Source organism: Arthrobacter sp. SD1074B (assembly GCF_056780195.1).
On sequence record NZ_JBRAZT010000001.1, the window covers coordinates 3,484,593 to 3,507,686 of the forward strand.

Genomic DNA, 23,094 nt, shown 5'->3' on the forward strand with positions numbered 1-23,094 from the left:
GGATGGCAACTCAGTCCGGATCCATTCGACGGGGCCTGCCGCGCGTGCCGGGCGGCGAACCCTGGCCACCGGCGGGCACCGCGCCCGCACATCTGGCTTCCGCCCCGCCCGCTGTCGAGGAAACGGCGCCAGGTACGACGGCGGTGTCCGCTGCAGTGCCCGTAGTGGGGATTCCGGCGGCAAACGTTCCTGCAGTAAACACCCCGGCGGTACCCGTTCCTGCATTCAGCGCGGGCGACGGTGCGCGGCAGCTTCGCCGCGGGCTGCCGCGCGTGCCGGGCGGGGAGCCCTGGCCGCCGGCCGGCAAGGCGCCGGTAGGAATCGCGGCGCTGTCCCGGCCTACCGCCGGCGTCGACGTCCCTTCGCCGGCACCGGCCGATGTTGTTGCTGCTGCACCTGAGCAAGCAGTGCCGGCCGCGCCGCCGCCCGTAGCTGCCACGATCACCGCACCCGCCGCGCCGGCGCCGGCGCCGGGAGCCATTCCGCTGCGCCGCGGACTCCCCCGTGTCCCCGGCGGTGAGCCATGGCCGCCGGCCGGACTTGCTCCGGCGCGCGCGGCCTCCGGCCCTGTTCCTGCTGCTGCGGTGCAGGCGCAGGCCGAACACGCTGCTCAGCCCCAAGCACCGGCCCCTGCGCCGACTCCCGCCCCGGCCCCGGCAGCGGCCGCCGTCGCGCCGGAAATGCCCGCGCGGCCAAAGGCCGAGGCAAGGCTCTACGGTTCGCGCACCCTGGGCCAGTGGATCAAGCGCGTCGTGTTCCTCGCGGTGGGTGCCGTGGCCGCCGCCGCGATCCTTATCCTCGCCGCCCGCGGGGTGACCACGCTGCCCGGCGTGCCGGAGTTCCTCCGGAGATACCCCGGCGAATACCCCCTGCCCGAAACGGCCGAGTCCGGCTTCCCGTGGTGGGCACAGTGGACGCACTTCCTCAACTTCTTCCTGATGGTCCTCATCATCCGGTCCGGCTACCAGGTGCGCACCCAGCAGAAGCCACCGGCGTTCTGGACGCCGAAGCGCGGTGGCAAGAAGATCAGCATCAACCTGTGGCTGCACCAGTCCCTGGACCTCCTGTGGCTGGCCAACGGACTCATCTTCGCGCTGCTGCTATTCGCCTCCGGGCGCTGGCTGCGGATTGTCCCGAGCAGCTGGGAGGTGTTCCCGAACGCGCTGTCCGCGCTCCTGCAGTACATGACCCTGGACTGGCCCGTAGAGAACGGATGGGTGAACTACAACAGCCTGCAGCAGTTGATGTACTTCCTGGTGGTGTTCATCGCTGCCCCGCTCGCGGCAATCACGGGGGTGCGAATGAGCGAGTTCTGGCCGAAGAACGCGAAGATGCTGAACAGGATCTACCCGGTGGAAGCCGCGCGCGCGGTGCACTTCCCCACCATGCTGTTTTTCGTGCTGTTCATCATCGTCCACGTGTTCCTGGTCTTCGCCACCGGTGCGCTGCGCAATCTGAACCACATGTTCGGCGGCACCGACGTGGTGAACTGGACCGGGTTCTGGCTCTTCGCGGCCGCCATCGCCATCACCGCCGCCGGGTGGTACGCCGCCCGCCCTCTGGTGCTCGCACCCATCGCCAAGCTGTTCGGCCAGGTGAGCAGCCGCTAGGGAACGTAGCGATGGCCAGCCCAGAAATAAGCAAGCCACCCGGGGCGACACCTGCCAGGAGTTCTCGCTTTGTGCTGTTAGGGTTACGGAAGATCGGGCATCCGCTCGTCGATAAGGGCAAACCGGATGCGAATCCGCGACGCAAAGCTACGGGGCCCTAGTGGTCAGCCGGGCCGCCACCAAGGGATTCCATCATGGCTTCGATCTCCCCTACCCATAAACGCCTTCGAGAACACCGCGCCGGCGGATGCACTCCACAAAGTCCACGCCCGGGACGGCACACAGCGGCGGCCGCGATTGGCATGTCCGCCATTTTGGGATGGGCACTCGTCGGCCAAGCACCGGCTTACGCCGCCGACGCCCCCGTGGGGCTAGGAACGGCGGCCTCATACTCCGTTTTGGGCGGCTCGACAGTCACCAACACCGGGCCAACGAGATTGGCCGGAGAGCTCGGGGTCAACCCCGGCAGCGCGATCACCGGCTTTCCCCCTGGCCTCGCCGCGGGCGCCACCCACGCGGGAGATGCCCAGGCTGGTAATGCCCAGGCCGACTTGACCATCGCGTACAACGACGCCGCCAGCCGCGCGGCGACCGCAACTGTGGCAGGTGACCTCAAAGGACAGACCCTGATCCCCGGCGTCTATAAATCCACCGGTCCCCTCGCCGTCAGCGGCGCCTTGACGCTGAACGGACAAGGAAATCCGAACGCGGTATTCATCTTCCAGATCGCTTCCACACTCACCACTGCCTCGGCGAGCAGTATCGTCCTGACCAACAGCGCCCAGGCATGCAACATTTTTTGGCAGGTTGGCAGCTCTGCAACACTGGGCACCGCGTCGACGTTTAACGGGAACATCTTGGCCCTGACCTCGATCACCGCGACGACAGGCACATCCGTCCAGGGACGGGCACTGGCCCGAAACGGTCAAGTATCCCTGGATACCAATATTTTCGCGCTGCCCGGGTGCATAACAGCATCGCCTTCGTCCACCGCAACGGCAGCGCCCTCGGCCACCGCAACGCCCACCGCTTCACCCTCGGCCACCGCAGGCGCTTCGCCGTCGGTCAGTGCAGCCCCGACCGCTTCACCCTCGGTCACCGCTGCGCCCTCGGTCAGTGCAGCCCCGACCGCTTCACCCTCGGTCACCGCAAGCGCTTCGCCGTCGGTCAGCGCCGCCCCCACCGCTTCACCTTCAGTCACCGCTGCGCCCTCAGCCACCGCCACCGCCACCGCTTCACTCACGGCCGCCGCAATCCCGACCGTTTCCCCTTCAGCCACCGCAACGCCGACCGTCGTTCCCACAAGCGCCGGAACCGGAAACGGAACCGGCACCGACGTCGGGACAGATGCAGGCGCCGGGAACGGAGCCGGCACGACCGGTGGCGGCTTGGAGGCGGGAACAGATGTGAGCACGGGAGATAAGACAGCCGCAGACAGCTCCGGGACCGATCTGGGCACGGGGACTACAGCCGGACGCGGGCGGAATATCGACACGGCGGCGCGAACCGACGCCTCCAGTCCGGGGCTGGCCATCGGCACAACCGCCGCAGCTGTTGGCCTGGTCGGGGCGTTCATGCTGGCCCGCAGGAAGCGCACGGTACAAGCAAATAGCTGAGGAGGATGGGTTGCTGCGTCGTCGCCGCAAAGCTTCCGGGGCAGCCATTCGGGGCGATGCTCAGGTCTTGACCCAAGATGGGTTCCACGCCGACCGCGCCGGCGCGTGGCGGCGCTTCCGGCTTATCGCCTTCGGCACTCTGCTCGTTGTCTCGCTGTCCGTTTTTGGCACCCTCGCCACGTCGTCCGGCACTCCGTCCACGGCGCTGCCCGTTCCCGTTTCTACACAGCCAGGAGCGGCTGAGGGCACGGCGCGGCCTGCGCCGGCCACTCGGGCGCCCCAAGGATCGACGCCGCTGCACATTTCCTACGCCTCCGTCGGCATGGACCAGGAACTCCTGCCGCTGACCCCGTCCGACGGGCAGGAGTCAATCATTCCGCCCGTGACGATGGATGCCTACTGGCTGACGTCGTACGGCAGCCCCGGTTCCCCCGACACCACCTACATCATCGGCCACAGCTGGGAGGGCCGGGACTCGCCCTTCAACCACCTCAGCACCCGGGCAAAGCCGGGCGACCGGATTATTGTCACAACCAAAGCCGGGCCCGCAAGCTACATGGTCAAAACCGTCACCACTGAAAATAAAGACACTCTGAAAAACAGTCGCATCTGGGACAAGGTGCCGAACCGCCTCGTCCTCGTCAGCTGCTACACCGCCGACCTCTGGGGAACCAACATCGTCATCACCGCGGACCAAGACCCGGCCCGCCGCTAGGTGTCCTCAGGCACAGCTGCTGTTTGCGGGCTAAAAATGGAGGTATCAGCGAGAGCGTCCGTTTTACACTGGCTGGATGGAGGCTACGGTCCGCGGGGTTCCTGTGCATTATGTCGAGTCCGGCAGCGGTACTCCGGTTCTCGCTCTGCACGGCGTCGGGGTAGACCACCGCGAAATCGCCCAAGCCCTTGAACCGGTGTTCAGTTCCGCCCCCGGCTTTCGGCGCCTGTACCCGGACTTGCCGGGGATGGGCCTCACCGCGGCGCCTGCGGCCATCGCCAGCAACGATGATGTCCTGGACTTACTGCTCGGCTTCATCGACAACACCATCGGCGCTGGACCTCTTCTCGTCCTGGGCCACTCCTACGGCGGCTACTTAGCCCGTGCCATTGCCCAGCACAGACCTGGGCAGGTCATCGGGCTCGCGCTGGTCTGCCCGGTGGGCGCCCACACCGGCCCCGTGCCTGAACACACGGTTCTTGTATCCTCGGCGGACCTTGCCGGCGAGCTCAGCCCGGAGCTCGAGGCCTCCTACCGTGGCTACTTCGTTGTCCAGACGGCCGAAACGCTGCGCCGGTTCCAGGACACCGTCGCCGCGGCAGCGCCGCTCGTTGACGAGACCGCCCTGATGCGGATCTTTTCGCGCTGGGAGCTGCAGGATCGCCCGGAGACGGCGAAGACCTATCCTCATCCCGTCTTGATTCTGGCCGGACGGCAGGATTCCACCGCGGGCTACGCGGCCCCGGCCGACCTCGCCGGGCAGTACCCTCGCTGTACCTTGGCGGTCCTCGATCACGCCGGCCATGCCCTGCTGCATGAGCAGCCCGCCCTGGCTCACGCCCTGCTGGTTGAATGGCTCGCGCGCGTGCTGGAACACGCCGACAGTTCAAGCGCCCGGCCGGCTGGCTCCGCTAGTCCGCGGAACCCCCTCAGTCCGGCAAGCTGACGTCGACGGGGAAAGGTCATGAAGGTCGGCGCCTCGTAGGGGTGCGACAGGGCGGCGTTGCCGACGGCGCGCTGCGCCGGGCCCGCGGGTAGATCGCCTCCACCCATCTCGGCACTTCCTCGGGCGTGCCATGCGCCGCACCCGGTAGCGGGGTGAAACGCCCGGTCCCCTCGTCGCTGGACGAACAGTGCGAGTAGTTGCCCGGCCTGCCCGCACCGGCGTCACCAATGGCCTGCCGGACGGCGGGCGTAGCTTCGGTGGGGACATCATGGAGTCCGACAAGACCGGCGCGAGGGCGGCGCACAAGGCAGCCACGCTGACGGAGAAGAAGTAACCCGAACAGGGAGGGATCGTTCACTCAGCGCCAGCGGAAAGCTAAACCGCCGTTGACGGCCCGTCAGTTCAGTTTGATGTGGAGGACAGCGGAGCGTTCCGGACCGTTTCCACTCTGGCTTTTGAAGTGCACCGGCAGGCTCAGGGTGATCCCACGACCATGCTTGACCATGCCCGCGACTGTGACCGACTCATTGGGTCCGAGGGTGGCGGGACCGAAGACTTCGGCCGTGAATTGCTTTTCCCCGGCCGCGTATCGTGCTCCTGCGAATTCCAGGGTTGCGACCTCCCCCGTCCGCTGATTTGTCACTTCGGCCGCGAATGCCACTCCGTTCTGGATTTCAAGACCGTCGATGAGGCTCACCTTGGCGTCTTCGTTTTGGCTTGCCGCCTCTTCCCTGTTCAGTAATGCAGATTGGATGCGCAGGTCTCCGATGGAATAGGCCCGCAGACGGTTTCGATCATCGAATTCCAGGGCGTGGTATTCTCGGCAGTCTGCGGGCTGGGCGGGGCTACACGAACGGTAGCCGCCGTCAATAGCAGTGAGCTCAGTTCCCTGCGATTTTTCGATCGGAACCTGCGCGTTTCGGCCTACGCGGGCTATCTCGGACCACAAAGCCAGGACGCGCGCGGCGGGTGAGCCGTCTTCAGTGTAGATCTGGGCCGTGTCCAGCCGTTGAGCCAATGCACCAAAGCTGGCGGGGTTGGGCGCCGTGACCGCCCTGAAATAGCTAAGTGCATTTCTGCTTTGCTCCTGCGTATCCTGGATCGGCTGAATCCCGAGCCAGGAAGGAGCCGCCGCGAAGAGGGCAATGATCACGGCCACAAAGTCTAGAACCCGCCCTCTCTTCTTCTCCGGTTGGGGCGGTACCTGCCCCAGGCTTACGGCCGTCCCCGAGGTAGGCGGATCCGCCGCATCTGCTCGGATCCAAGCTGCCATCGTGGATTCCGGCACGTCCAGGCGTGAGGAGACAGCCCGAAGTGAAGTCGACTGGGACTCATTAGGATTCTGCGTTCTATACGCCTTGTATTCGCTGACGGCATAAACCTTGAAATGCGGCGGATACCGATTATTCGACGCCATGCCAAAGTGTCCTACACAGTTTGTTCCCCCGCCAGACCCATAGGACCCAACAAGAGAACCCGCCGGGCGGCGCCATCCGCCTGAGTAGTCCTGACAGCGCCTCCCTAGCGGGTCGGACCGGGCCGTTCGGCCGGGTCCTCGCTCCCGGCGGCGCCCACCGTATGCACGGGGCTCATCAACGACAGCTGCCGTTTGACTTGATCAAGCTCGACCTGAAGCTGTTCCACGGCGGCGCGGTACTTTGCGAAGGCTGCCGCCCGGCGTTTCGCTGCGACGTAGTTGATGATGGCGGCGAGAACCGCCAGCGGGAAGGCCAGCAGCAACGCCCAGCCGGAGACCGCAAGGAAGTCCAGGGCGACGGGAAGCGCCTCCTTGAACGCCAGAAACTCGTTCACCCCGCCGACCACTCCGCTCAGGGCCGCATCCAGAGGTTGCAGAAACTGGCCGACGACGGGCGTGCCTGCTAGGGAAGGAGCGCTCAGGCGCTGCTCTCCCCCGGCAGACCAGCGCGGGTCAGCGAAATGGTTTAGGACGTAGATCCCGGCAGCCGCGTTGAGGGCCGCGAAGAGGAGGACGGCACCAAGCGCCGTGCTGTGAAGCCTGCCCGGACGCCAGAGTCCGGCCGCGAGCGTAAATACGGCGGCCACAGCCCACGGAAGGATGCGGAAGTTGTCGAGGCTCATGCCGCCCAGAGGATCCAAGAATTTTCCTGCCTTGCCGTATGTAGATGACCGTTTCGGTCGGAAGCGAGCCTATCCCGACCACGCGGGGCCAAAAATCCATGTCCGTGCAGGCCGGTTCTCACTACACTGGGACGCATGACCGAGCAGGAACCGGTCCCGCCGCGGACGGCCGTGGCCGACGGCGTCGCCGGTCCCCCCGAGAACGCCGTCGACACCCCCTTGCGAAGTTCCCAGCAGCGGTCCCGCACCTTCTACGGGATCCTGCTAAACACCGGCCTGGCCAATGTCACCACCAGTTACCTGTGGTTTGCGCTGACGTTCTGGGTGTATTTGGAGACGCGCAACGTCATCGCCACCGGCGTAGTCGGCGGCGCGTACATGCTGCTGATCGCCCTGTCCAGCATCAGCTTCGGCACCTACGTGGACCGCTACCGCAAGCTGGCCGTCATGCGTTTCGCCGCCGCCTTCACCCTGGCCATGTTTGTGCTCTCGGGGGTGATGTTCCTGCTGACACCCGCCGACTCGCTGCTGGACCTGGCGCAGCCGTGGTTCTGGGCGTTCATGCTGATCGTCCTGCTCGGCGCCGTGGTGGAGAACATGCGCAACATCGCGCTCGCCGCTACGGTCACCATCCTGATCGAGCCGGAACGGCGAGCCAACGCCAACGGGCTGGTCGGGATGGTGCAGGGGCTGATGTTCATCGTCACCTCGGTGTTTTCCGGGGTATCGGTCGGGCTGCTGGGCATGGGCTGGACCATTGTCGTGGCCGTGGTGCTGACCGCGCTGGCCTTCGCGCACGTGCTCACCCTGCGCATGCCCGAAGAGGTCCGCGCTGCCGCCACGGACGCGCAGGGCGGGTTTGACCTGCGGGGCTCCCTGGCCGCTATCTCGGCGGTTGCCGGGCTGTTTGCGCTGATCCTCTTCTCCACGTTCAACAATTTCATCGGCGGCGTCTACATGGCGTTGATGGATCCCTACGGCCTGGAGATGTTCCCGGTAGAGCTGTGGGGGACCTATCTCGCGCTCGGCGCCACCGGCTTCATCGTGGGCGGGGCGCTGGTCAACAAATTCGGCTTGGGATCCAACCCGCTGCGCACCATGCTCCTCGCGGTGATCCTGATGGGCCTCCTCGGTGCGGTCTTCACGCTCCGGGAGTGGGCCTGGCTGTACGTCGCCGGCATCTGGCTGTACCTCGTCCTGGTGCCTGTAGTCGAGGCCGCCGAGCAGACAGTCATCCAGCGGGTGGTGCCCCTGCACCGGCAGGGGCGGGTGTTCGGATTCGCCATGGCGTTCGAGTCCGCGGCAGCGCCGATCACAGCATTCCTCATCGCGCCGATCGCCCAGGTCTGGATCATCCCGTACGCACGGTCCGCCGACGGTGCCGCCCAGCTGGCCCCGCTGCTGGGCGAAGGGACATCCCGCGGCATCGCCCTGGTGTTCCTGATATCGGGCGTCATCCTGATCGCAGCTGCGCTGCTGGCATTCCTGGCGCCTGTCTACCGCCGGGTCTCGGCGTCGTATGCGGGGACGGGTGCCGGCACGGTCTGACAGTGCCCAGCCGCTAGGCTGCGGGACCCGTGCCTTCCGGCACGCTGGCATCGACCGGGAAGGTCATGAACGCCGGCGTCTCGTACGGGTGTGCGGACAGTGCCGCGCTGACGACGGCGCTGCGCCGGGACCGCGGGTAAATGGCCTCGATCCGGGTTTCCGGGACTTCCTCGGGGGAACCGACGACGCCGATGGCCGGGTTCGCGCCCGGCAACGGCGTAAATCGCCCGGTTCCTTCCAAGCTGAACGAGCAGTGCGAGTAGTTGCCCAGCCTGCCCACCCCGGCATCGCCAATGGCCTGCCGTACGGCGTGCGCAGCGTCGGTGGGAACGTAGATGACCAGGCAATCCATAGGGTCCATGGCTGAAAGTCTCGCACGGAGTAGCCGTGTTGGGCCGCGCGGACGAGAACGGCACCCTCAGGTGGCGGACTTCGCTGAAGCGCAGGATTTCCGCGGCCCGTAGACTCCCTATCCCAGCGGTGGGATCGCCCCGTAGGAGTTCGGCAGGGCATGGGGATTGACCGGCCGATCCCCGTCAGACGAGGAAGGCTCCCGCGTGTGGTAACTGCGCGCCGTTCGCAGGTTCCGCGATCGCAGGGAGAGGCCCACGGCGATCAAGGCGAAACTGCCAAGCAGGAGACTAAGTCCGACAACGAACATCACCAGCGCGCCCTGTGCGGCGACACCAGTTGCAACCTCAAACAGCGACATGGGTAAGACAAACACCGTGGCCGCAAGCAGTACTAAACCGACCGTAATCTGCCATGACCCTTTGGAATACACGGTTCCCCCTCCGTATTGACCGTGCACCCCAGTAAACCGGATGGGCGCCCGTTTTGAAAGCAACCGCCCGGTCCACCGTTCAGTCAGGCAGCTCGTCCCGGCGTCGCCGGAGCGTGGCGGTCTCGGCAGAGTTGCCCGCCAGTTCGACGGCTTTGTCGTACGCCACGCGCGCCTCCGCGGCGCGGCCTCCCCGCCGCAGCAGTTCGGCGCGGGCCGCGTAGTAGGCGTGATAGCCGGCCAGGTCGGCTTCGAGCCGGTCGACGGCGGCCAGCGCCGTGTCCGGGCCGTCCAGCTCGGCGACCGCGATGGCCCGGTTCAGTGCGACGATCGGTGACGGATCGATGGTCAGCAGCTGGTCGTAGAGCGCGACGATCTGTGACCAGTCGGTGTCGCGGAAGTCGCGGGCAGAAGTGTGCACGGCGTTGATCGCCGCGAGGATTTGGTACCGGCCCGGGGCCGCACCGGACGCCAGTCGCTCACGCAGCAGGCGGTTGCCTTCGGCGATGAGGGATGCATCCCAGGCTTCCCGGTCCTGCACGTCCAGGGTCACGAGTTCGCCGCTAACCGAGATCCGGGCGGCACTCCGGGCTTCGATGAGCAGCATCAGGGCCAGGAGCCCGGCCACCTCGCCGTCCTCGGGCAGGAGGGCGCGGAGCAACCGGGTGAGCCGGATCGCCTCGGCGGTCAAGTCGGAGCGGATTGGATGCGTGTCGGGGCCCGTTGCCAGGTACCCCTCGTTGAAGATCAGGTAGAGCACGGCGAGGACGCCGGAGGCACGTGCTGGCAGGTCCTCCGCGGACGGCACCCGGTACGGGATGCGGGCCGCCTTGATCTTGGACTTCGCACGGGTGATCCGCTGCGCCATCGCGCTCTCCTGCACCAGGAAGGCCCGGGCGATCTCCGGAACGGTCAGCCCGCCCACCATCCGCAGGGTCAGGGCCACCCGGGTCTGCGGCGCGAGCGCCGGGTGGCAGCAGGTGAAGATCAGCCGGAGCCGGTCGTCGTCGATGGCGCCGAGGGGCTCAGGCGGCCCGTCGTTTTCGGACACCAACTGGGCCTCCTGGTGTTTGCCGTCGCGTTTGTTCTCGCGGCGGAGCCGGTCGATGGCTTTGCGCTTGGCCGTGGTGGTCAGCCATGCGCCGGGGTTGGCGGGGACGCCGTCGGACGGCCACCGTTCAACGGCCGTCGTGAATGCCTCAGCGGCCGCCTCCTCTGCGAGGTCGAGGTCGCCAAAGCGCCGGGTCAGGGCGGCGACCAGCCTGGCCCAGTTCTCCCGGTAGGCGCGGGTGACGGCGCCGCCGACGTCGGATCCGGTCACAGAAACGGCCGTACCTCGACCTTCCGGTTGCAAGCTTTCGACCCCTCGGCGGCGAGCTTGAGCGCCACGTCGAGGTCGGGCGCCTCAATGATCCAGAACCCGGCGAGGTACTCCTTCGATTCCACGAAGGGGCCGTCGGTCATCACCGGGCCCTCGCCGCGGTTGTCGATGACGGTGGCCGTGTCCGGGAATCCGAGGCCGCCGGCGAAGACCCAGTGCCCGTCGGCCTGGAGCCGGTCGTTGAACTCGTCGATGGCCGCCATCTCGTCCGACGGCGCGAGCTCAAGCTTGTCGTGAATCACGGACAGCAAGTACTGCATTTCGAGTCATCTCCTGCGGTTTGGGGCGCCCCTCCTGGGCGGCCGCTCACCTTTACTACGAACAACTCTGCCGCTATTCGACAGGAAGTGGCAGCAGCCCGCACTGCTACGGCTCGGTTCACCGGAGCAAACCGTCGAGGACCGGCGCCCCTTTCGCATCGACGAAAACGGTCTTGTTCAACTCTGCAACAGAGGTTCGGCCCACGAAGCCCATTGCGCCTTTCAGTTCCTCGTGCAGGATGGAGAAAGCCCGGTCAACCGCGGGCTCTCCACCTGCAGCGAGTGCGTATGCGAACGGGCGTCCAGCAAGCACTGCATTAGCCCCAAGCGACACTGCCTTCACTATGTCGTGGCCACGCCGGATTCCACCATCAAGATAGATTTCGGCCCGGCCGTCGACGGCTTCCACGATGGACGGCAGAACGTCGATTGTCGCAGGCTGGGCATCAAACTGCCTGCCGCCGTGATTTGAAATAAAGATGCCATCAGCGCCTTCGTTCACAGCCCGCACGGCATCCTCGGCGTCCATAATTCCCTTGATGACGAGGTTTCCGGACCACTCGGCGCGAAGCTTGGCAAAGTCATCCCAGTTAGCTGCGGGATTCTTGTTGGATGCCATCCAGCTGTTCATCTCGTCCATCCGGAGCGGACGCCCGTTCATCTGGTAGTTGCCATAGGTCATCTTGCGGCCCGTGCGCCACCGCCACAGCCACCCCGGGTGGGTTGCTGCGTCGAAGTAGTCCGCCACCGGAGGACGCGGGGGCATGGACAGCCCGTGGTGGAGATCGCGTTCCCGCTTGCTGGAAGACCCTACGTCGCCGGCAACGACCAGCGTGTTGACACCGACTGCCCGCGCGCGCGCGACGTAGTTGGCCGTCTCTTGGGGATCTTTCCAGAAGGCCACCTGCGCCCAGAGATTGTCAGGCGCCACCCTGGCCACTTCTTCCAACGAGCATCCGGCCCAGGCGCTGTGAATGAAAATCGATCCTGCCCGCACAGCTGCTCTGGCGACGGCAGGGTCGGAACCAGGATGAAATATCGTGAGCATGCCCATTGGGGCGACCATGAGCGGCAACGCCAAGGAGTGCCCGAGCACCGTTGTGGACGTGTTCATCCCGGTGACGTCTACCAAGGAACGCTGGCGCAACATCAGGCAATCAAGGTGCTCCTCGTTGGCCCGCATGGTGGTTTCGTCGAGCGCGCCGCCTTCAAGGTAGTCAGAGATCATGCGCGGAAGCTGCCTCCGCGATGCCTTGCGGTAGTCGTCGATGCTGACAATCCATTTTTTTCTCAAGGTTCCTGCTCCAATGTCACGGTCTAGAGTACTTTTGCCAGAAACTGCTTGGTCCGTTCATGCCGGGGGTCCTTCAGTACGGTTCCAGGGTGCCCTTGTTCCACGATGCAGCCGTCGTCCATGAAGATGAGGTGATCGCTGACCTCGCGGGCGAAACCGATTTCGTGGGTGACGACGATCATCGTCATTCCGGCGTCGGCCAGCCCGCGCATGACGTCGAGCACCTCGCCCACCAGTTCAGGGTCCAGGGCCGATGTCGGCTCGTCGAACAGCATCAGCCTGGGTTCCATGGCCAGGGCGCGGGCGATGGCCACGCGCTGTTGTTGGCCGCCCGACAGAGCGCCCGGGTAAGCGTCGGCTTTTGCCTCCAGCCCCACCCGCTCGAGCAGGGCCATGGCCCTATCCCGGGCGGCCTTGCGGCCCAGCTTCTTCACCCTGATCGGCGCCTCGCATACGTTTTCCAGCACGGTCATGTGGGGGAAAAGGTTGAAACTTTGGAAAACCATGCCGACGTTCTCGCGCGCCCTTGCCGCTTCGGAATGGCTCTGCGCCTGCAAGCGTCCGTTCTTGATCTTCACTCCCACCGGCTGCCCTTCGACGATGATGTAGCCGCCATCCAGCATCTCCAGTTGGTTTATGCAGCGCAGGAACGTGGATTTTCCGGAACCGGAGGGGCCGATGATGCAGGTCACATCGCCCCTGCGGACCGTCAAGTCGATTCCCTTGAGAACGTTGAGGCCTCCGAACTGCTTCGTGACGTCCCTGGCCTCGACCACTACGTCGTTCATGACTGAACCTCCTGAGTCGCGACGGAACCGGATCGCAAGGCCTTGGCCTTGCGGAGAGGGCCGCGCCGGGCGGACCGGCCCGGCACTGCCGTTCCTTTGTTGAAATGCCGTTCGATATAGAACTGGCCAAGGCTCAAAATGCTGGTGACCAGCAGATACCAGAGGCTGGCCGCGATCAGCAGGGGGATGGTCTTGAAGTTCGCGCTATAGACGAGCTGCGCGGAATACAACAGCTCCGGGAAGGCCAGCACACTCACCAGCGACGTCGTCTTGAGCATGGAGATAGTTTGATTGCCGGTAGGCGGGATGATGATCTTCATTGCCTGCGGCAAAATGATCCGCCAGAAGGTGGTAAAGCGCCGCATCCCGAGCGCCTTGGCCGCCTCAGTTTGCCCGCGGTGGACGCTGAGGAGGCCAGCCCTAACGATCTCGGACATGTAGGCGCCTTCGTTGAGCCCGAGGCCCAGGATGGCGGCGAGGAACGGCGTGATGATTGTGTTCGCGTCAGCTGAGAAGAATTCGGGCCCGAAAGGGATCCCCACCGACAACCGCGGGTAGATGGCCGCGATAAAGCCCCAAAAGAGGAGCTGGACAAACACGGGAACACCGCGGAAGAGCCACACCAGGAAAGCCGCTACTCCGGCGATGATGAAGTTCGGCGCGAGCCTCGCCAGCGCCAACAGCACGCCGACGACGATCCCGACTGCCATCGAAATTACCGTCAACTGCAGGGTGCGCATGAGCCCGGAAAACAGCCGCTCAGAGGCGAACCAGCCGAATACCACCCCCCATTCAAATCGGGGATTCGTGACCAGGGAATAGCCGACCAAGAAGATGGCAAAGAGGACGATTGCCGCCGTCAACCACAGCAGGCCGTGATGCTGTTGCGGGCGGCCCGAAAGCAGTTGGCGATCAAGGCCGTCGTCGGTGAGGGCGTGGTCGCCGTGGGCCGTGGCAGTGTCATTCATGACAGGGGCCTACTGGGCCTTGTTGAAGGCGAAGTCCGTGATGGCGCCGCTACCGACTCCCCACTTGTCGAGAATGGCCTTGTATTTGCCGCTCTCAGCGAGAGATTCCATACCGAGTTGCACTGCCTTCTCCAGGCCAGCACCCTTCTTGAATCCGATACTGACCGGCGACAGGTCCTTCTCGCCGAGCAGTTCGATCTGGCCACCTTGTTTGATTGCGTATCCCAGAGTCGGACCATCGACGTACACGGCGTCAATCCGGCCGGCGGTCAACGCGAGATTGGGCGCCTGCATGTCGGGGTAGGTCATGGCCTGGATGGCCTCCTTGCCAGCAGACGTACATTCTGCCGACAGCGCGGGGAGCCGCTTGAGATCTTGGAAGGACCCCTTCAGGACGCCGACTCGCTTGCCGCAGAGCGTGTCCAGACTGAGGTGCTGGGGGTTCCCCGGCGCCACTCCGATCCCGCTTCCCGACTGGTAGTAGTCGACGAAGTCGAGCACCTTCATTCGCTCCGAGGAGGGTGACATCTGCGAAATGGCCATGTCGAACTTGCCTGCTGCGATCCCGGGGATTATGCCGTCAAACGGTCCGCTGACCACCTTGGTATCCAAACCAAGGGTCTGACCCAAGGCGACCGCAATCTCGGGATCCACGCCGATCGTAGTGGTCCCGTCCTGATCCATGAAATGCAGAGGCGGCGAGCTCTGGCTCATGGTCACCGTGAGGGTTCCCTGGTCCCGGATGGCCTGGGGAAGCGCGGCGACGGCGGCGGCGTTGGGCTGGACCGGCGCGGTCGACGCCGAAGACGTCGCCGTCGCTGCCGCCGTGGTGCTACCCGTCGCAGGGTTTGAGCATCCTGTGAGCACGGCTGCCACCAGTGAGACTGCTGCCACGGACAACAAGCTTGTTCTGAGCTGATTCATCTGCACACCCTTTGAAAGTCGATGTCGTGCCGGAGGGAAAACGAGCGAACGGGGCATCCCGATCGGGTCACGGGCGAAGGCGCCCCCTGTGTTTTAGATCACATCTTCGCTTGATATCATGTACCGTACATCATGCACGATTCGGTAGCAACGGATGACTTAGCCGGGATGTGCGGGTAGTCGGTATCTCAGCATCCATCGTTGCGCTGTCGTCGCAACGATCACTTCTGGTAGAGGATCTCCATATGAACGACATCTCGTTTCAGGACGACGCAGGGCTCATAGCCGCGCGGCCCATGCTGGTAGACCAGGTGTTTGAGGCCGTCCTATCCCTGCTGCTGGACGACAAGATAGCCACCGGGTCGCCGCTAAGCATCGATGGCTTGGCCAAGCGCTTCAAGGTGTCCTCCACGCCTGTCCGCGAAGCCCTAGCCCGGCTGGAAGCAACAGGGATGATCCGACGCGAGGCCCTTCGAGGCTACAAGGTCGCACCGGAACCGACGGCAGCCGACGTAGCTGCCTTGCTGACCTCACGGCTCGTTCTTGAGCCATCAATGGCGGAAATCGCCTGCACCAATGCAACTCACGAATTCGTCGCCGAACTGGAGGGCTATAACACCGATCTCGATGCTTCTCGCCTGGGCGGAGACACTTTTGCGGGCTATCGTGCTTACTGGAAGGCGGATGAGAACTTTCACCGTTGTATCGCGGAAGCTACCGACAACGAATTCCTGCTGAGAGCCTATGGCTCAATCGAGGGCCACATCCAAAGATTCAGGCTCATGGTGCATAACGACATGAGCGGCGAACACACCGTCCGGGAACATCAAGCTGTCATCGACGCCTTCCGCGCCCATGATGCCCAGAGCGCGAGGGCAGCGATGAACGAACACATTGAAGGGATCAAGTCCCGCTCATCCCGCCTCAAGAAGTTCTCCCCGAACACGTAGACACCGACGCCGGCTCTCGCCTAAGTCGCCCAGTCGTCGTCGCCGTAGGCCCGGCCGCGGAAGTGCGCACGGAGGTACTCCCCGACGACGGCGGCCCCCAGGTCGCCGGCGTCGGGGGCCACGACGCGGCCATCGATCCGCCGGGCCATCCGGGCGACGAACCGTTCCAGGCCCGGGTCATTGCCGAGCCGGAAGAACGTGGCCTGCGTGCCGGCCCGGCCGAGGCGGTCCAGCTCGGCGACCGTCACCCGGATGGTCTCCGGGTCCGGCGGATACGAGAACCACGACTCGCCGTCGGCCTCCAGGTGCGCGGTGGGTTCGCCGTCGGTCACCACCAGCAGGACCGGCTGCATGGACGGGTGCTGGCGGAAGAAACGGCCGGCCAGCAGCAGCCCGTGGTGCAGGTTGGTGCCCTGTTCCCGGAATGCCGGCAGGGCCGTGAGCTCGCCGATGTCCATGGTCCGCGCGTACCGGCCGAACGCGATCAGCTGCAGCCGGTCGCCGCGGAACTTGGTGGACACGAGGTGGTGCAGGGCGAGCGCGGTGCGTTTCATCGGCACCCAGCGCCCCTCGGCAGCCATCGAGAAGGACACGTCCACCAACAGCGCGACGGCGGCCTGCGTGCGCGCCTCGGTTTCCGTGACCTCGATGTCGTCCACGGCCAGGCGCAGCCCGTGGCGCGGGTCGCCGCCGTCGGCGATGGTGCGGCGGATCGCGTTGGTGATGGTCCGGGTGACGTCCCACGGTTCGGCGTCGCCGAACTCCCATGGGCGGCTGGAGCCGGTCTGCTCCCCCGCCGCCCCGGCCACGCGGGTGTCCCGGCGGCCCTGCCGGCCGGAGAGCTGCTTGGCGGTGTCGCGCAGCAGCGACCGGCCCAGCCGCCGCATGGCCTGCGGAGAGAGCTTCAGGTCGCCGTCGGCGCCGCGCTGCAGGAAGCCGCCGTCGTGCATGGCCTTTTCGATCTCCGCCAGGGTCCGGGCGGACACGGCAGCGTCCTGACCCAGCTGGCGGGCGAGGGCCTCCAGGTCCAGGTCATCCAGGCGGGAGCCGTTGTAGGACTGCGAGAGCTGCTCGGCGAGTTCGTCCAGTTCGGCGAGGTCCTGCAGCACGCCGGTGCCGTCGCCGAGCCCCAGCCCCTCCTCGCCGTTGAACTGTTCGGAGCCGGACCAGTCCTCGCCGGGGCGCAGGGCCTGCAGGTTCGCATCGAGTTGGCCCAGCTGTGCCATAAGCTCCGGCGAGCCGAACGCCTGGGCGGAAAGCCGCATCAGTTCCTCGCGTTGCCCGGCGGACATGGACCGCATGAGCCGCTGGGCGGCGGCCGCGCGCTGGGCGAGCGCGTCGATCAGCTCCTCGACCGACTGCGGGTTCTCCGGGAAGTACTGCCCGTGTTTTGCCATGAAGCCCTGGAAGTCCGCGTCGGTGTCCTCGCCGCGGCGGTGTTTGTCGAGCAGTTCGTTGAGGTCGGCCAGCATTTCGGCGACGGCCGCGCGGTCCTCCTCGGTGGCGCCCTCGAGCGCCTCCTTCATCCCGGCGAACCGCTGGTCCAGGATCTCGCGGCCCAGCAGGTCCTTGATCTGCTCGTAGGCCTCGCGGGCGGTGGTGGACTGCCAGTCGTAGGAGGCGAGCTCGTTGACCGCTGCCGCCGTGGATTTGGGCAGGTTCTGCAGCTGCATCTCGCGGAAGGCGCGGTCCGTGTCGTCCATCCGGACGTCGCGGGCGAGCTGTTTGCGCTCTTCCAGCACCGCGGTCTCCAGCAGTTTCTGCACCTCGTTGAGGGTGCCGTCCAGCTTGTGCTGGCCCAGCAGGTCCTTGCGCCGCTGCTGGACGCGGCCGGCGAGGTCGTCCAGGCCTTCCCGGTTCCGGCCACCGCGGCGCAGGTATTCCTGCAGGGCGTGCCGGGGCGAGTAGCCGGCCATCACGTCTTCGGCGACGGCGCCCAGCGCCTCCGCCAGGTCCACCGGCGGGGCGAGCGGATCCGGCCCGCCCGCGTAGCGGCTGTACCGGGACCGGTGGTGAGCGGCCATGGGCCCTCCTTAGCTGCCGTTACCCGTAGACGGTCGCCTCGTCGTCGGAGTCCTTGGAGATCCGCCGGGCGAGGTAGAGGCCTTCCAGGGCCAGTTCGACGGCGGCGGCGCGCTGGCCGTCGTTTTCCGCGCCGAGGCGGTCCCCGATGTCGTCGTAGAGGCTGGATCCGTTGAGCGACGGGAGGTTGTCGAGGAACTCCCGGGCGGTGACGAGTTCACCGGTGGTCACCGTGGTGTGGCCGTCGAGGGCGGCGACGAGGTCGCCCATGTCGAGGCCGTGGAAGTGCGCCCGGACGGCTTCGGCGGTGGCCATGCGCAGCAGGTGGTCCAGGATGTCCTGTTCCCGGCCTTCCTCGCCGGATTCGAACTCGATCTTCCCGGCGAGGACTTCCACGGCGGCGTCGAGGTCGATGATCCGGGCGACGGCTTCGTCTTCGCCGCGCACGCTGGCGCGGCGCAGGGCGGCCGCGGCGACCGTTTCGGCACCGGCGATGGCGAACCGGGCGGATACCCCGGAGGTCTGGTTGATTGCCGGGGACTGCCGCAGCGCCCGGGTGTAGCGCGCCAGGATTTCGAGGATGACGGGCGGGACGCCGGCCACCAGGTGACCCTCCTGCCGGATGACGGCCACCTCGTCGTCGAGCTCGATCGGGTAGTGAGTGCGGATCTCGGCGCCGAAGCGGTCCCGCAGCGGCGTGATGATCCGGCCCCGGTTGGTGTAGTCCTCCGGGTTGGCGGAGGCGACCACCAGGACGTCCAGCGGCAGCCGCAGCACGTAGCCGCGGATCTGGATGTCGCGTTCCTCCATCACGTTGAGCATGGAGACCTGGATCCGTTCGGCGAGGTCGGGGAGTTCGTTGATGGCGATGATGCCGCGGTTGGAGCGCGGGACCAGGCCGTAGTGGATGGTTTCCGGGTCGCCCAGGCGGCGGCCCTCGGCCACCCGCATCGGGTCGACGTCGCCGATCAGGTCCGCGACGGAGGTGTCCGGCGTCGCGAGCTTCTCGACGTACCGTTCGGAGCGGTGCCGCCACGCCACCCGCAGCCGGTCCCCCTCGGTGAGGGCGCGGGCGCGGGAGTGCTCGGTGAGGGGTTCGTAGGGGTGTTCGTTCAGTTCCGAGTCCTCGATCACCGGCGACCACTCGTCCAGCAGCCCGGCCAGGGTCCGCAGCAGCCGGGTTTTACCCTGCCCGCGTTCGCCGAGCAGGACGACATCGTGCCCGGCGAGCAGGGCGCGTTCCAGCTGGGGCAGCACGGTGCGGCTGAAGCCGAACATCCCGGGCCAGGGGTCGCGGCCGGCGGCGAGCGCGGCGAGCAGGTTGTCGCGGATTTCGCGGCGCAGGTCCTTGTGAACGTGGCCGGAGGCACGCAGTTCACCAACAGTGAAGATTTCGGGGCGATCACTCACTCCTCCACCGTAGACCTGTACCCGGCGGGTTATCGAGGGATTTCCGGAGATTCCTGCGCATCGGGCGCTTGTGCGGCTTACGCTGGATTCTGATGACTGCAGCAACGTCCGGACGTCCGGCGGAGCCCTCTCGGCAGGGCACGCTCCTGCTTCTGGTGCGCCATGGAGAGACCCCGACGACGGGTATGGTCCTGCCGGGGCGGGCGTCGGGACTGCACCTGTCCGAGCGCGGCCGGGCCCAGGCCGAACGGATCGCGGAGCGGCTCGCCGGACTTCCCGTCGACGCCCTGTATTCCTCGCCGCTGGAGCGCGCCTGCGAGACCGCGGAGCCGACGGCGGCCCGCACCGGTTTGGCGGTGAAGCACGACGACGGGCTGCTGGAGTGCGACTTTGGCGAGTGGACCGGATCCGCGATCGCCGACCTGGCCGTCCTGCCGGAGTGGCAGACCGTGCAGCACAGCCCGTCCGAGTTCCGCTTCCCGGGCGGTGAGAGCTTCCCGGAGATGCAGGCGCGGATCGTGAGGGCGATGGAGGCGCTGTGCGCAGCCCACTTTGGGGGTGTGGTGGTTTGCTTCTCCCACGCCGATCCCATCAAGGCCGCCGTCGCCCATGCCCTGGGTACGCCGCTGGATCTGTTCCAGCGCATCGTCATCAGCCCGGGCTCGGTGTCTGCTATTTCTTTCGTGGAGGGCCAGGACCCCGCAGTGCACATGGTGAATTCGACGTCGGAACCGCTCAGCGGACTGAGGGCGTCGTGAAGCGGGGTCCAGGGTGTCCGGCCGTGAACTGACGCTGCTGACCGAGGGCAGCATTGAACTGCTGGGTCTCATCCCGCGCAGCAGCAACCAGACGTTCCTCGTCCAGGTCACCTGCGGCGAGGACGAGGGGTACGCGGTCTACAAGCCGGAGGCCGGCGAACGGCCGCTCTCCGACTTCGAACCCGGCCTCTACAAGCGCGAACGCGCCGCCTACCTGCTCAGCGAAGCGCTGGGCTGGGGCTTAGTGCCCTTCACCGTCATCCGGGAGGACGCACCCCTGGGAGTCGGGTCGCTGCAGTGGTTCATCGAGTGCGACTTCCAGGAGCACTACTTCACCCTGTTCGAGGACGCCCCCGAGACCCACCGCGAGCTGGCCCGGATCGCCCTGTTCGACTACGTCGCCAACAACACGGACCGCAAGAGCGGCCACGTGCTGCGCGGCGACGACGGCCGGATCTGGGGCATCGACCACGGCCTGTGCTTCTCCGCAGCATTCAAACTGCGCACCGTGATCTGGGACTTCGCCGGTGAACCCATACCGGACGCCCTGCTCGAGGACATCGCCCCGCTCGCCGAGGCCATTCCTTCCGAGATAGCCGAGCTGCTCGACGACGACGAGGTCACCGCGCTGCAACGCCGCGTCCAGCGGATGCTGGTTGCCGGGGTGCTGCCGGTTGACCGCACCGGCATGCGTTACCCGTGGCCGCTCGTTTAGGGCCGGGTCACCGTGCCGGGCAGGCCCGCCGGTGCTATGCGGCCGGCCGTGGCCGGTAGAGGCGCGCGATGGCGGCAATGTCCCCCGGCGTTGTCCGGCAGCATCCGCCGACAATGCGGGCGCCGAGGTGGCGCCAGGCGCCGGCCTCCCCGGCCAGACTTGCCGCAGCTCCCGACGCGCCATCCTTGGCCGGACCCCACGTCTTGGTCACCGGGTCATAGGCTTCCCCGGAGTTCGGGTAGGCGATCAGGGGCGTCCGCGTGGCGGTCCGAAGGCTGGCCAGCGCGGGGGTCACCAGGTCCAGGGGGACACAGTTCACCCCGACTGCTGCGACCCGGGGGTGTTCGGCCGCCAGCCGGGCGGCCCGGCCCAGTGGTGTGCCGTCACTGATGCTGCCGCCGTCGCGCAAGGTGAAGGAGAACCAGGCCTCGACGTCGAACTCGTCGAGAAGTTCCAGCAGCGCTTCCGCCTCCGGCAGGGAGGGAAGTGTCTCGCACGCCAGAAGGTCGACGCCGGCCCTCACCAGAGCGGCGATCCGCGGCCGGTGGAAGTCCAGGAACTCGCTTTTCTCAAGCTCGTAGTCGCCCCGATACTCCGAGCCGTCCGCAAGAAAGGCACCGTATGGCCCCACCGACCCGGCGATCAGCAGCGGACCGGCGGCCGGGTTTTCCGCTTGGTACTCGCGGCGGGCTTCATCGGCCAACCGCACACTGAGAGCCACCAGTTCCAGGGCTTCTGCCTCGCCGATCCCGCGCTGCCCGAAGCCCTGTGGCGTCGCCTGGTAGCTCGCCGTGGTGGCGATACTCGCCCCGGCACGGAAGTAATCGAGGTGCACCTCCCTGATCAGGTGCGGCGCTTCGATGAGGACCTTGGCCGACCACAGCGGATCCGCCAGATCGCAGCCGCGCGCCTCAAGTTCGGTGGCGAGGGCACCGTCCGCCACCAGGAATTCGACTGCGGCGAGGGCGTGGGACAGCTTTACGGTCGGCATCCATCAATCCTTCATGTTGATCATAATAAGCATTTTTAGATGCTTGTAATGAACATCACTATATGTCACCATGGCTGTCACGCAATCCGCGACACCGCTAGGAAGAGGCGTTCCCTTGAACATTGAGATGAAGTCCGTACGCAAGCTCCGCGTGCACTGGCCCATAGCCTCCGAGAGCCTCACCCGGCTAGCCGGCGCTGAAACCGCGGCGTTCCGGGACGACCCCGGCGTCGCGGCCCTCCTCCGAACCCTCGATGATTCCCCCGAGCTCGGCGACTTCGGCAACTATCGGCACGTTTTCGAGTCCGGCATCGGCTTCGAAGGCTTCACCGTGGCCGCGGGCGCTAATCCGACGCTGGGGACGGTAGGCCAGCGGACCATCTCCCCGACCCTTGTCTTCACCACGTACTTCGACGCTGCGCTGGATGACGCCGCCGTGGACCGGTTCGTGCGGCGCATCATCGACATCCACCCGTGGGAGGTTCCGGTGATCGAGCTCTCCGGACCCGTGGCGGTCTCCAGCACCGCACTGGCAGCATCCGTTGAGAACGGGGCCGCATCGTGAGCGAAACCGCCGTCGCCGGCCTCTGGACCGATCTCCAGCCACTCCTCGCCGGCAGGACTTTCACCGATCTGACGCACGCCTTCCACCCGGGGCAGCCGCACTTTCCGGCGTTTCCGGACGAAACCAGGGAGGCGCTCTACGACCTTGAGAAGGGCGACGGTTTCACCGCGCACCGCTACTCGATCGTCGGGCAGTGGGGAACCCACGTGGACCCGCCGTCGCACTTCATCCGCGGGGGCCGCACGCTGGACCGGATCCCCGTCCGGGAGATGGTCCTCCCGCTCGTCATTCTGGACATCACGGAACGCGTCGCTGCCGACGCCGACGCCACCCCGACGATGGACGACGTGCGCATCTGGGAAGATCGCAACGGGACCATCCCCGAGGGCGCCTTCGTGGCCCTGCGCACGGGCTGGAGCCGGCGCTGGCCCGATTCCGAAGCGATGGCGAACAAGGACCGGGACGGAATCAGCCACACCCCCGGCTGGTCCCGGGACGTCCTGGCGTTCCTGATCGAGCAGCGATCGGTGGCCGCGGTAGGCCACGAACAGACCGACACGGATCCCGGCCTGGCAACGTCCCGGCAGGATTTCAGTCTGGAGACCTACGTCCTGGCGCAGAACCGCTGGCAGATCGAACTGTTGGCGAACCTGGACGGCCTTCCCGAGGCGGGCGCCGCGCTCATCGCGGCGTGGCCAAAGCCCCTGGAGGGAAGCGGCTTCCCGGCGCGGGTCTTCGCCATCCATTAAGCC

23 protein-coding genes, 1 pseudogene and 1 riboswitch are annotated in these 23,094 nt (G+C 66.3%); of the genes and pseudogenes, 11 read left to right on the top strand and 13 right to left on the bottom strand.

From position 1 onward, the window contains the following. Positions 1-2: 2 nt before the first annotated feature. Positions 3-1,610, top strand: a complete 1,608-nt coding sequence (locus tag ACUYM2_RS16250) for a cytochrome b/b6 domain-containing protein (protein ID WP_481600999.1) — start codon at positions 3-5, stop codon at positions 1,608-1,610. Between the two features lie 106 nt (positions 1,611-1,716). Then, positions 1,717-1,791, top strand: a riboswitch (cyclic di-GMP riboswitch). Between the two features lie 121 nt (positions 1,792-1,912). Further along, positions 1,913-2,500 (top strand): annotated as a pseudogene (locus tag ACUYM2_RS16255) (ice-binding family protein); the annotation flags it as partial. Positions 2,501-2,535: 35 nt separating this feature from the next. Here ACUYM2_RS16255 and ACUYM2_RS16260 read toward each other — a convergent pair. Continuing rightward, positions 2,536-2,889: a hypothetical protein gene (locus ACUYM2_RS16260; protein ID WP_481601529.1), complete on the bottom strand. Its 354-nt coding sequence runs from the start codon at positions 2,887-2,889 to the stop codon at positions 2,536-2,538. A 404-nt stretch (positions 2,890-3,293) separates the two neighbouring features. On the opposite strand from ACUYM2_RS16260, the gene ACUYM2_RS16265 reads away from it, so the two are divergent. The 3 genes from ACUYM2_RS16265 to ACUYM2_RS16275 all read left to right on the top strand — a co-directional run bounded on the left by ACUYM2_RS16265 (position 3,294) and on the right by ACUYM2_RS16275 (position 5,221). After that, a complete protein-coding gene (locus ACUYM2_RS16265; protein ID WP_481601000.1) occupies positions 3,294-3,941 on the top strand; it encodes a class F sortase in 648 nt (215 codons plus the stop codon). Between the two features lie 76 nt (positions 3,942-4,017). Continuing rightward, positions 4,018-4,887 (top strand): alpha/beta fold hydrolase, encoded by an 870-nt coding sequence (locus tag ACUYM2_RS16270; protein ID WP_481601001.1) that lies wholly within the window; start codon positions 4,018-4,020, stop codon positions 4,885-4,887. Between the two features lie 187 nt (positions 4,888-5,074). Further along, the gene (locus ACUYM2_RS16275) at positions 5,075-5,221 is read left to right on the top strand and encodes a hypothetical protein (protein WP_481601002.1); all 147 of its coding nucleotides are present in this window, start codon (positions 5,075-5,077) and stop codon (positions 5,219-5,221) included. A gap of 63 nt (positions 5,222-5,284) precedes the next feature. Here the strand turns inward: ACUYM2_RS16275 and ACUYM2_RS16280 are convergent, their stop codons facing one another. Both ACUYM2_RS16280 and ACUYM2_RS16285 read right to left on the bottom strand, forming a co-directional pair. Beyond that, positions 5,285-6,040 carry a hypothetical protein gene (locus ACUYM2_RS16280; protein ID WP_481601003.1) on the bottom strand — a complete coding sequence of 252 codons (756 nt, stop codon included), beginning with the start codon at positions 6,038-6,040 and terminating at the stop codon, positions 5,285-5,287. Between the two features lie 368 nt (positions 6,041-6,408). Next, a complete protein-coding gene (locus ACUYM2_RS16285; RefSeq protein ID WP_481601004.1) occupies positions 6,409-6,987 on the bottom strand; it encodes a hypothetical protein in 579 nt (192 codons plus the stop codon). 135 nt (positions 6,988-7,122) lie between these two features. On the opposite strand from ACUYM2_RS16285, the gene ACUYM2_RS16290 reads away from it, so the two are divergent. Next, a complete protein-coding gene (locus ACUYM2_RS16290; RefSeq protein ID WP_481601005.1) occupies positions 7,123-8,535 on the top strand; it encodes an MFS transporter in 1,413 nt (470 codons plus the stop codon). Between the two features lie 13 nt (positions 8,536-8,548). Here the strand turns inward: ACUYM2_RS16290 and ACUYM2_RS16295 are convergent, their stop codons facing one another. The 7 genes from ACUYM2_RS16295 to ACUYM2_RS16325 all read right to left on the bottom strand — a co-directional run bounded on the left by ACUYM2_RS16295 (position 8,549) and on the right by ACUYM2_RS16325 (position 14,931). Next, positions 8,549-8,887, bottom strand: a complete 339-nt coding sequence (locus ACUYM2_RS16295) for a hypothetical protein (RefSeq protein ID WP_481601509.1) — start codon at positions 8,885-8,887, stop codon at positions 8,549-8,551. 511 nt (positions 8,888-9,398) lie between these two features. Continuing rightward, positions 9,399-10,637, bottom strand: coding sequence for an RNA polymerase sigma factor (locus tag ACUYM2_RS16300; RefSeq protein WP_481601006.1), 1,239 nt, complete (start codon positions 10,635-10,637; stop codon positions 9,399-9,401). After that, complete coding sequence (locus tag ACUYM2_RS16305) at positions 10,634-10,957, bottom strand: YciI family protein (RefSeq protein ID WP_481601007.1); 324 nt, start codon at positions 10,955-10,957, stop codon at positions 10,634-10,636. The genes ACUYM2_RS16300 and ACUYM2_RS16305 overlap by 4 nt, the downstream gene beginning before the upstream one ends. 118 nt (positions 10,958-11,075) lie before the next feature. Beyond that, complete coding sequence (locus ACUYM2_RS16310) at positions 11,076-12,251, bottom strand: alpha-hydroxy acid oxidase (protein WP_481601008.1); 1,176 nt, start codon at positions 12,249-12,251, stop codon at positions 11,076-11,078. Positions 12,252-12,274: 23 nt separating this feature from the next. Then, the gene (locus tag ACUYM2_RS16315; protein WP_481601009.1) at positions 12,275-13,039 is read right to left on the bottom strand and encodes an amino acid ABC transporter ATP-binding protein; all 765 of its coding nucleotides are present in this window, start codon (positions 13,037-13,039) and stop codon (positions 12,275-12,277) included. Next, a complete protein-coding gene (locus tag ACUYM2_RS16320; RefSeq protein ID WP_481601010.1) occupies positions 13,036-14,007 on the bottom strand; it encodes an amino acid ABC transporter permease in 972 nt (323 codons plus the stop codon). The genes ACUYM2_RS16315 and ACUYM2_RS16320 overlap by 4 nt, the downstream gene beginning before the upstream one ends. 9 nt (positions 14,008-14,016) lie before the next feature. After that, complete coding sequence (locus ACUYM2_RS16325) at positions 14,017-14,931, bottom strand: ABC transporter substrate-binding protein (protein WP_481601011.1); 915 nt, start codon at positions 14,929-14,931, stop codon at positions 14,017-14,019. Between the two features lie 245 nt (positions 14,932-15,176). On the opposite strand from ACUYM2_RS16325, the gene ACUYM2_RS16330 reads away from it, so the two are divergent. Further along, on the top strand, positions 15,177-15,881 hold the full coding sequence (locus ACUYM2_RS16330) for a GntR family transcriptional regulator (RefSeq protein ID WP_481601012.1): 705 nt from the start codon (positions 15,177-15,179) through the stop codon (positions 15,879-15,881). 20 nt (positions 15,882-15,901) lie between these two features. On the opposite strand, the gene ACUYM2_RS16335 is transcribed toward ACUYM2_RS16330, so the two are convergent. Together ACUYM2_RS16335 and ACUYM2_RS16340 are read right to left on the bottom strand one after the other, a co-directional pair. Beyond that, entirely contained in the window at positions 15,902-17,905 is a 2,004-nt protein-coding gene (locus tag ACUYM2_RS16335) for a vWA domain-containing protein (protein WP_481601013.1), read from the bottom strand. A gap of 19 nt (positions 17,906-17,924) precedes the next feature. Further along, complete coding sequence (locus tag ACUYM2_RS16340; protein WP_481601014.1) at positions 17,925-19,313, bottom strand: sigma 54-interacting transcriptional regulator; 1,389 nt, start codon at positions 19,311-19,313, stop codon at positions 17,925-17,927. A 92-nt stretch (positions 19,314-19,405) separates the two neighbouring features. Here ACUYM2_RS16340 and ACUYM2_RS16345 point away from each other — a divergent pair, with 92 nt between their 5' ends. Both ACUYM2_RS16345 and ACUYM2_RS16350 read left to right on the top strand, forming a co-directional pair. Beyond that, the gene (locus ACUYM2_RS16345) at positions 19,406-20,071 is read left to right on the top strand and encodes an MSMEG_4193 family putative phosphomutase (protein ID WP_481601015.1); all 666 of its coding nucleotides are present in this window, start codon (positions 19,406-19,408) and stop codon (positions 20,069-20,071) included. Positions 20,072-20,084: 13 nt separating this feature from the next. Then, positions 20,085-20,786 carry an SCO1664 family protein gene (locus tag ACUYM2_RS16350; protein ID WP_481601016.1) on the top strand — a complete coding sequence of 234 codons (702 nt, stop codon included), beginning with the start codon at positions 20,085-20,087 and terminating at the stop codon, positions 20,784-20,786. 34 nt (positions 20,787-20,820) lie between these two features. On the opposite strand, the gene mmuM is transcribed toward ACUYM2_RS16350, so the two are convergent. Continuing rightward, positions 20,821-21,777 (bottom strand): homocysteine S-methyltransferase, encoded by a 957-nt coding sequence (mmuM, locus tag ACUYM2_RS16355; protein WP_481601017.1) that lies wholly within the window; start codon positions 21,775-21,777, stop codon positions 20,821-20,823. Positions 21,778-21,892: 115 nt separating this feature from the next. On the opposite strand from mmuM, the gene ACUYM2_RS16360 reads away from it, so the two are divergent. Together ACUYM2_RS16360 and ACUYM2_RS16365 are read left to right on the top strand one after the other, a co-directional pair. Beyond that, a complete protein-coding gene (locus ACUYM2_RS16360; protein WP_481601018.1) occupies positions 21,893-22,342 on the top strand; it encodes a hypothetical protein in 450 nt (149 codons plus the stop codon). Next, positions 22,339-23,091 (top strand): cyclase family protein, encoded by a 753-nt coding sequence (locus ACUYM2_RS16365; protein ID WP_481601019.1) that lies wholly within the window; start codon positions 22,339-22,341, stop codon positions 23,089-23,091. The genes ACUYM2_RS16360 and ACUYM2_RS16365 overlap by 4 nt, the downstream gene beginning before the upstream one ends. Positions 23,092-23,094: the final 3 nt, after the last annotated feature.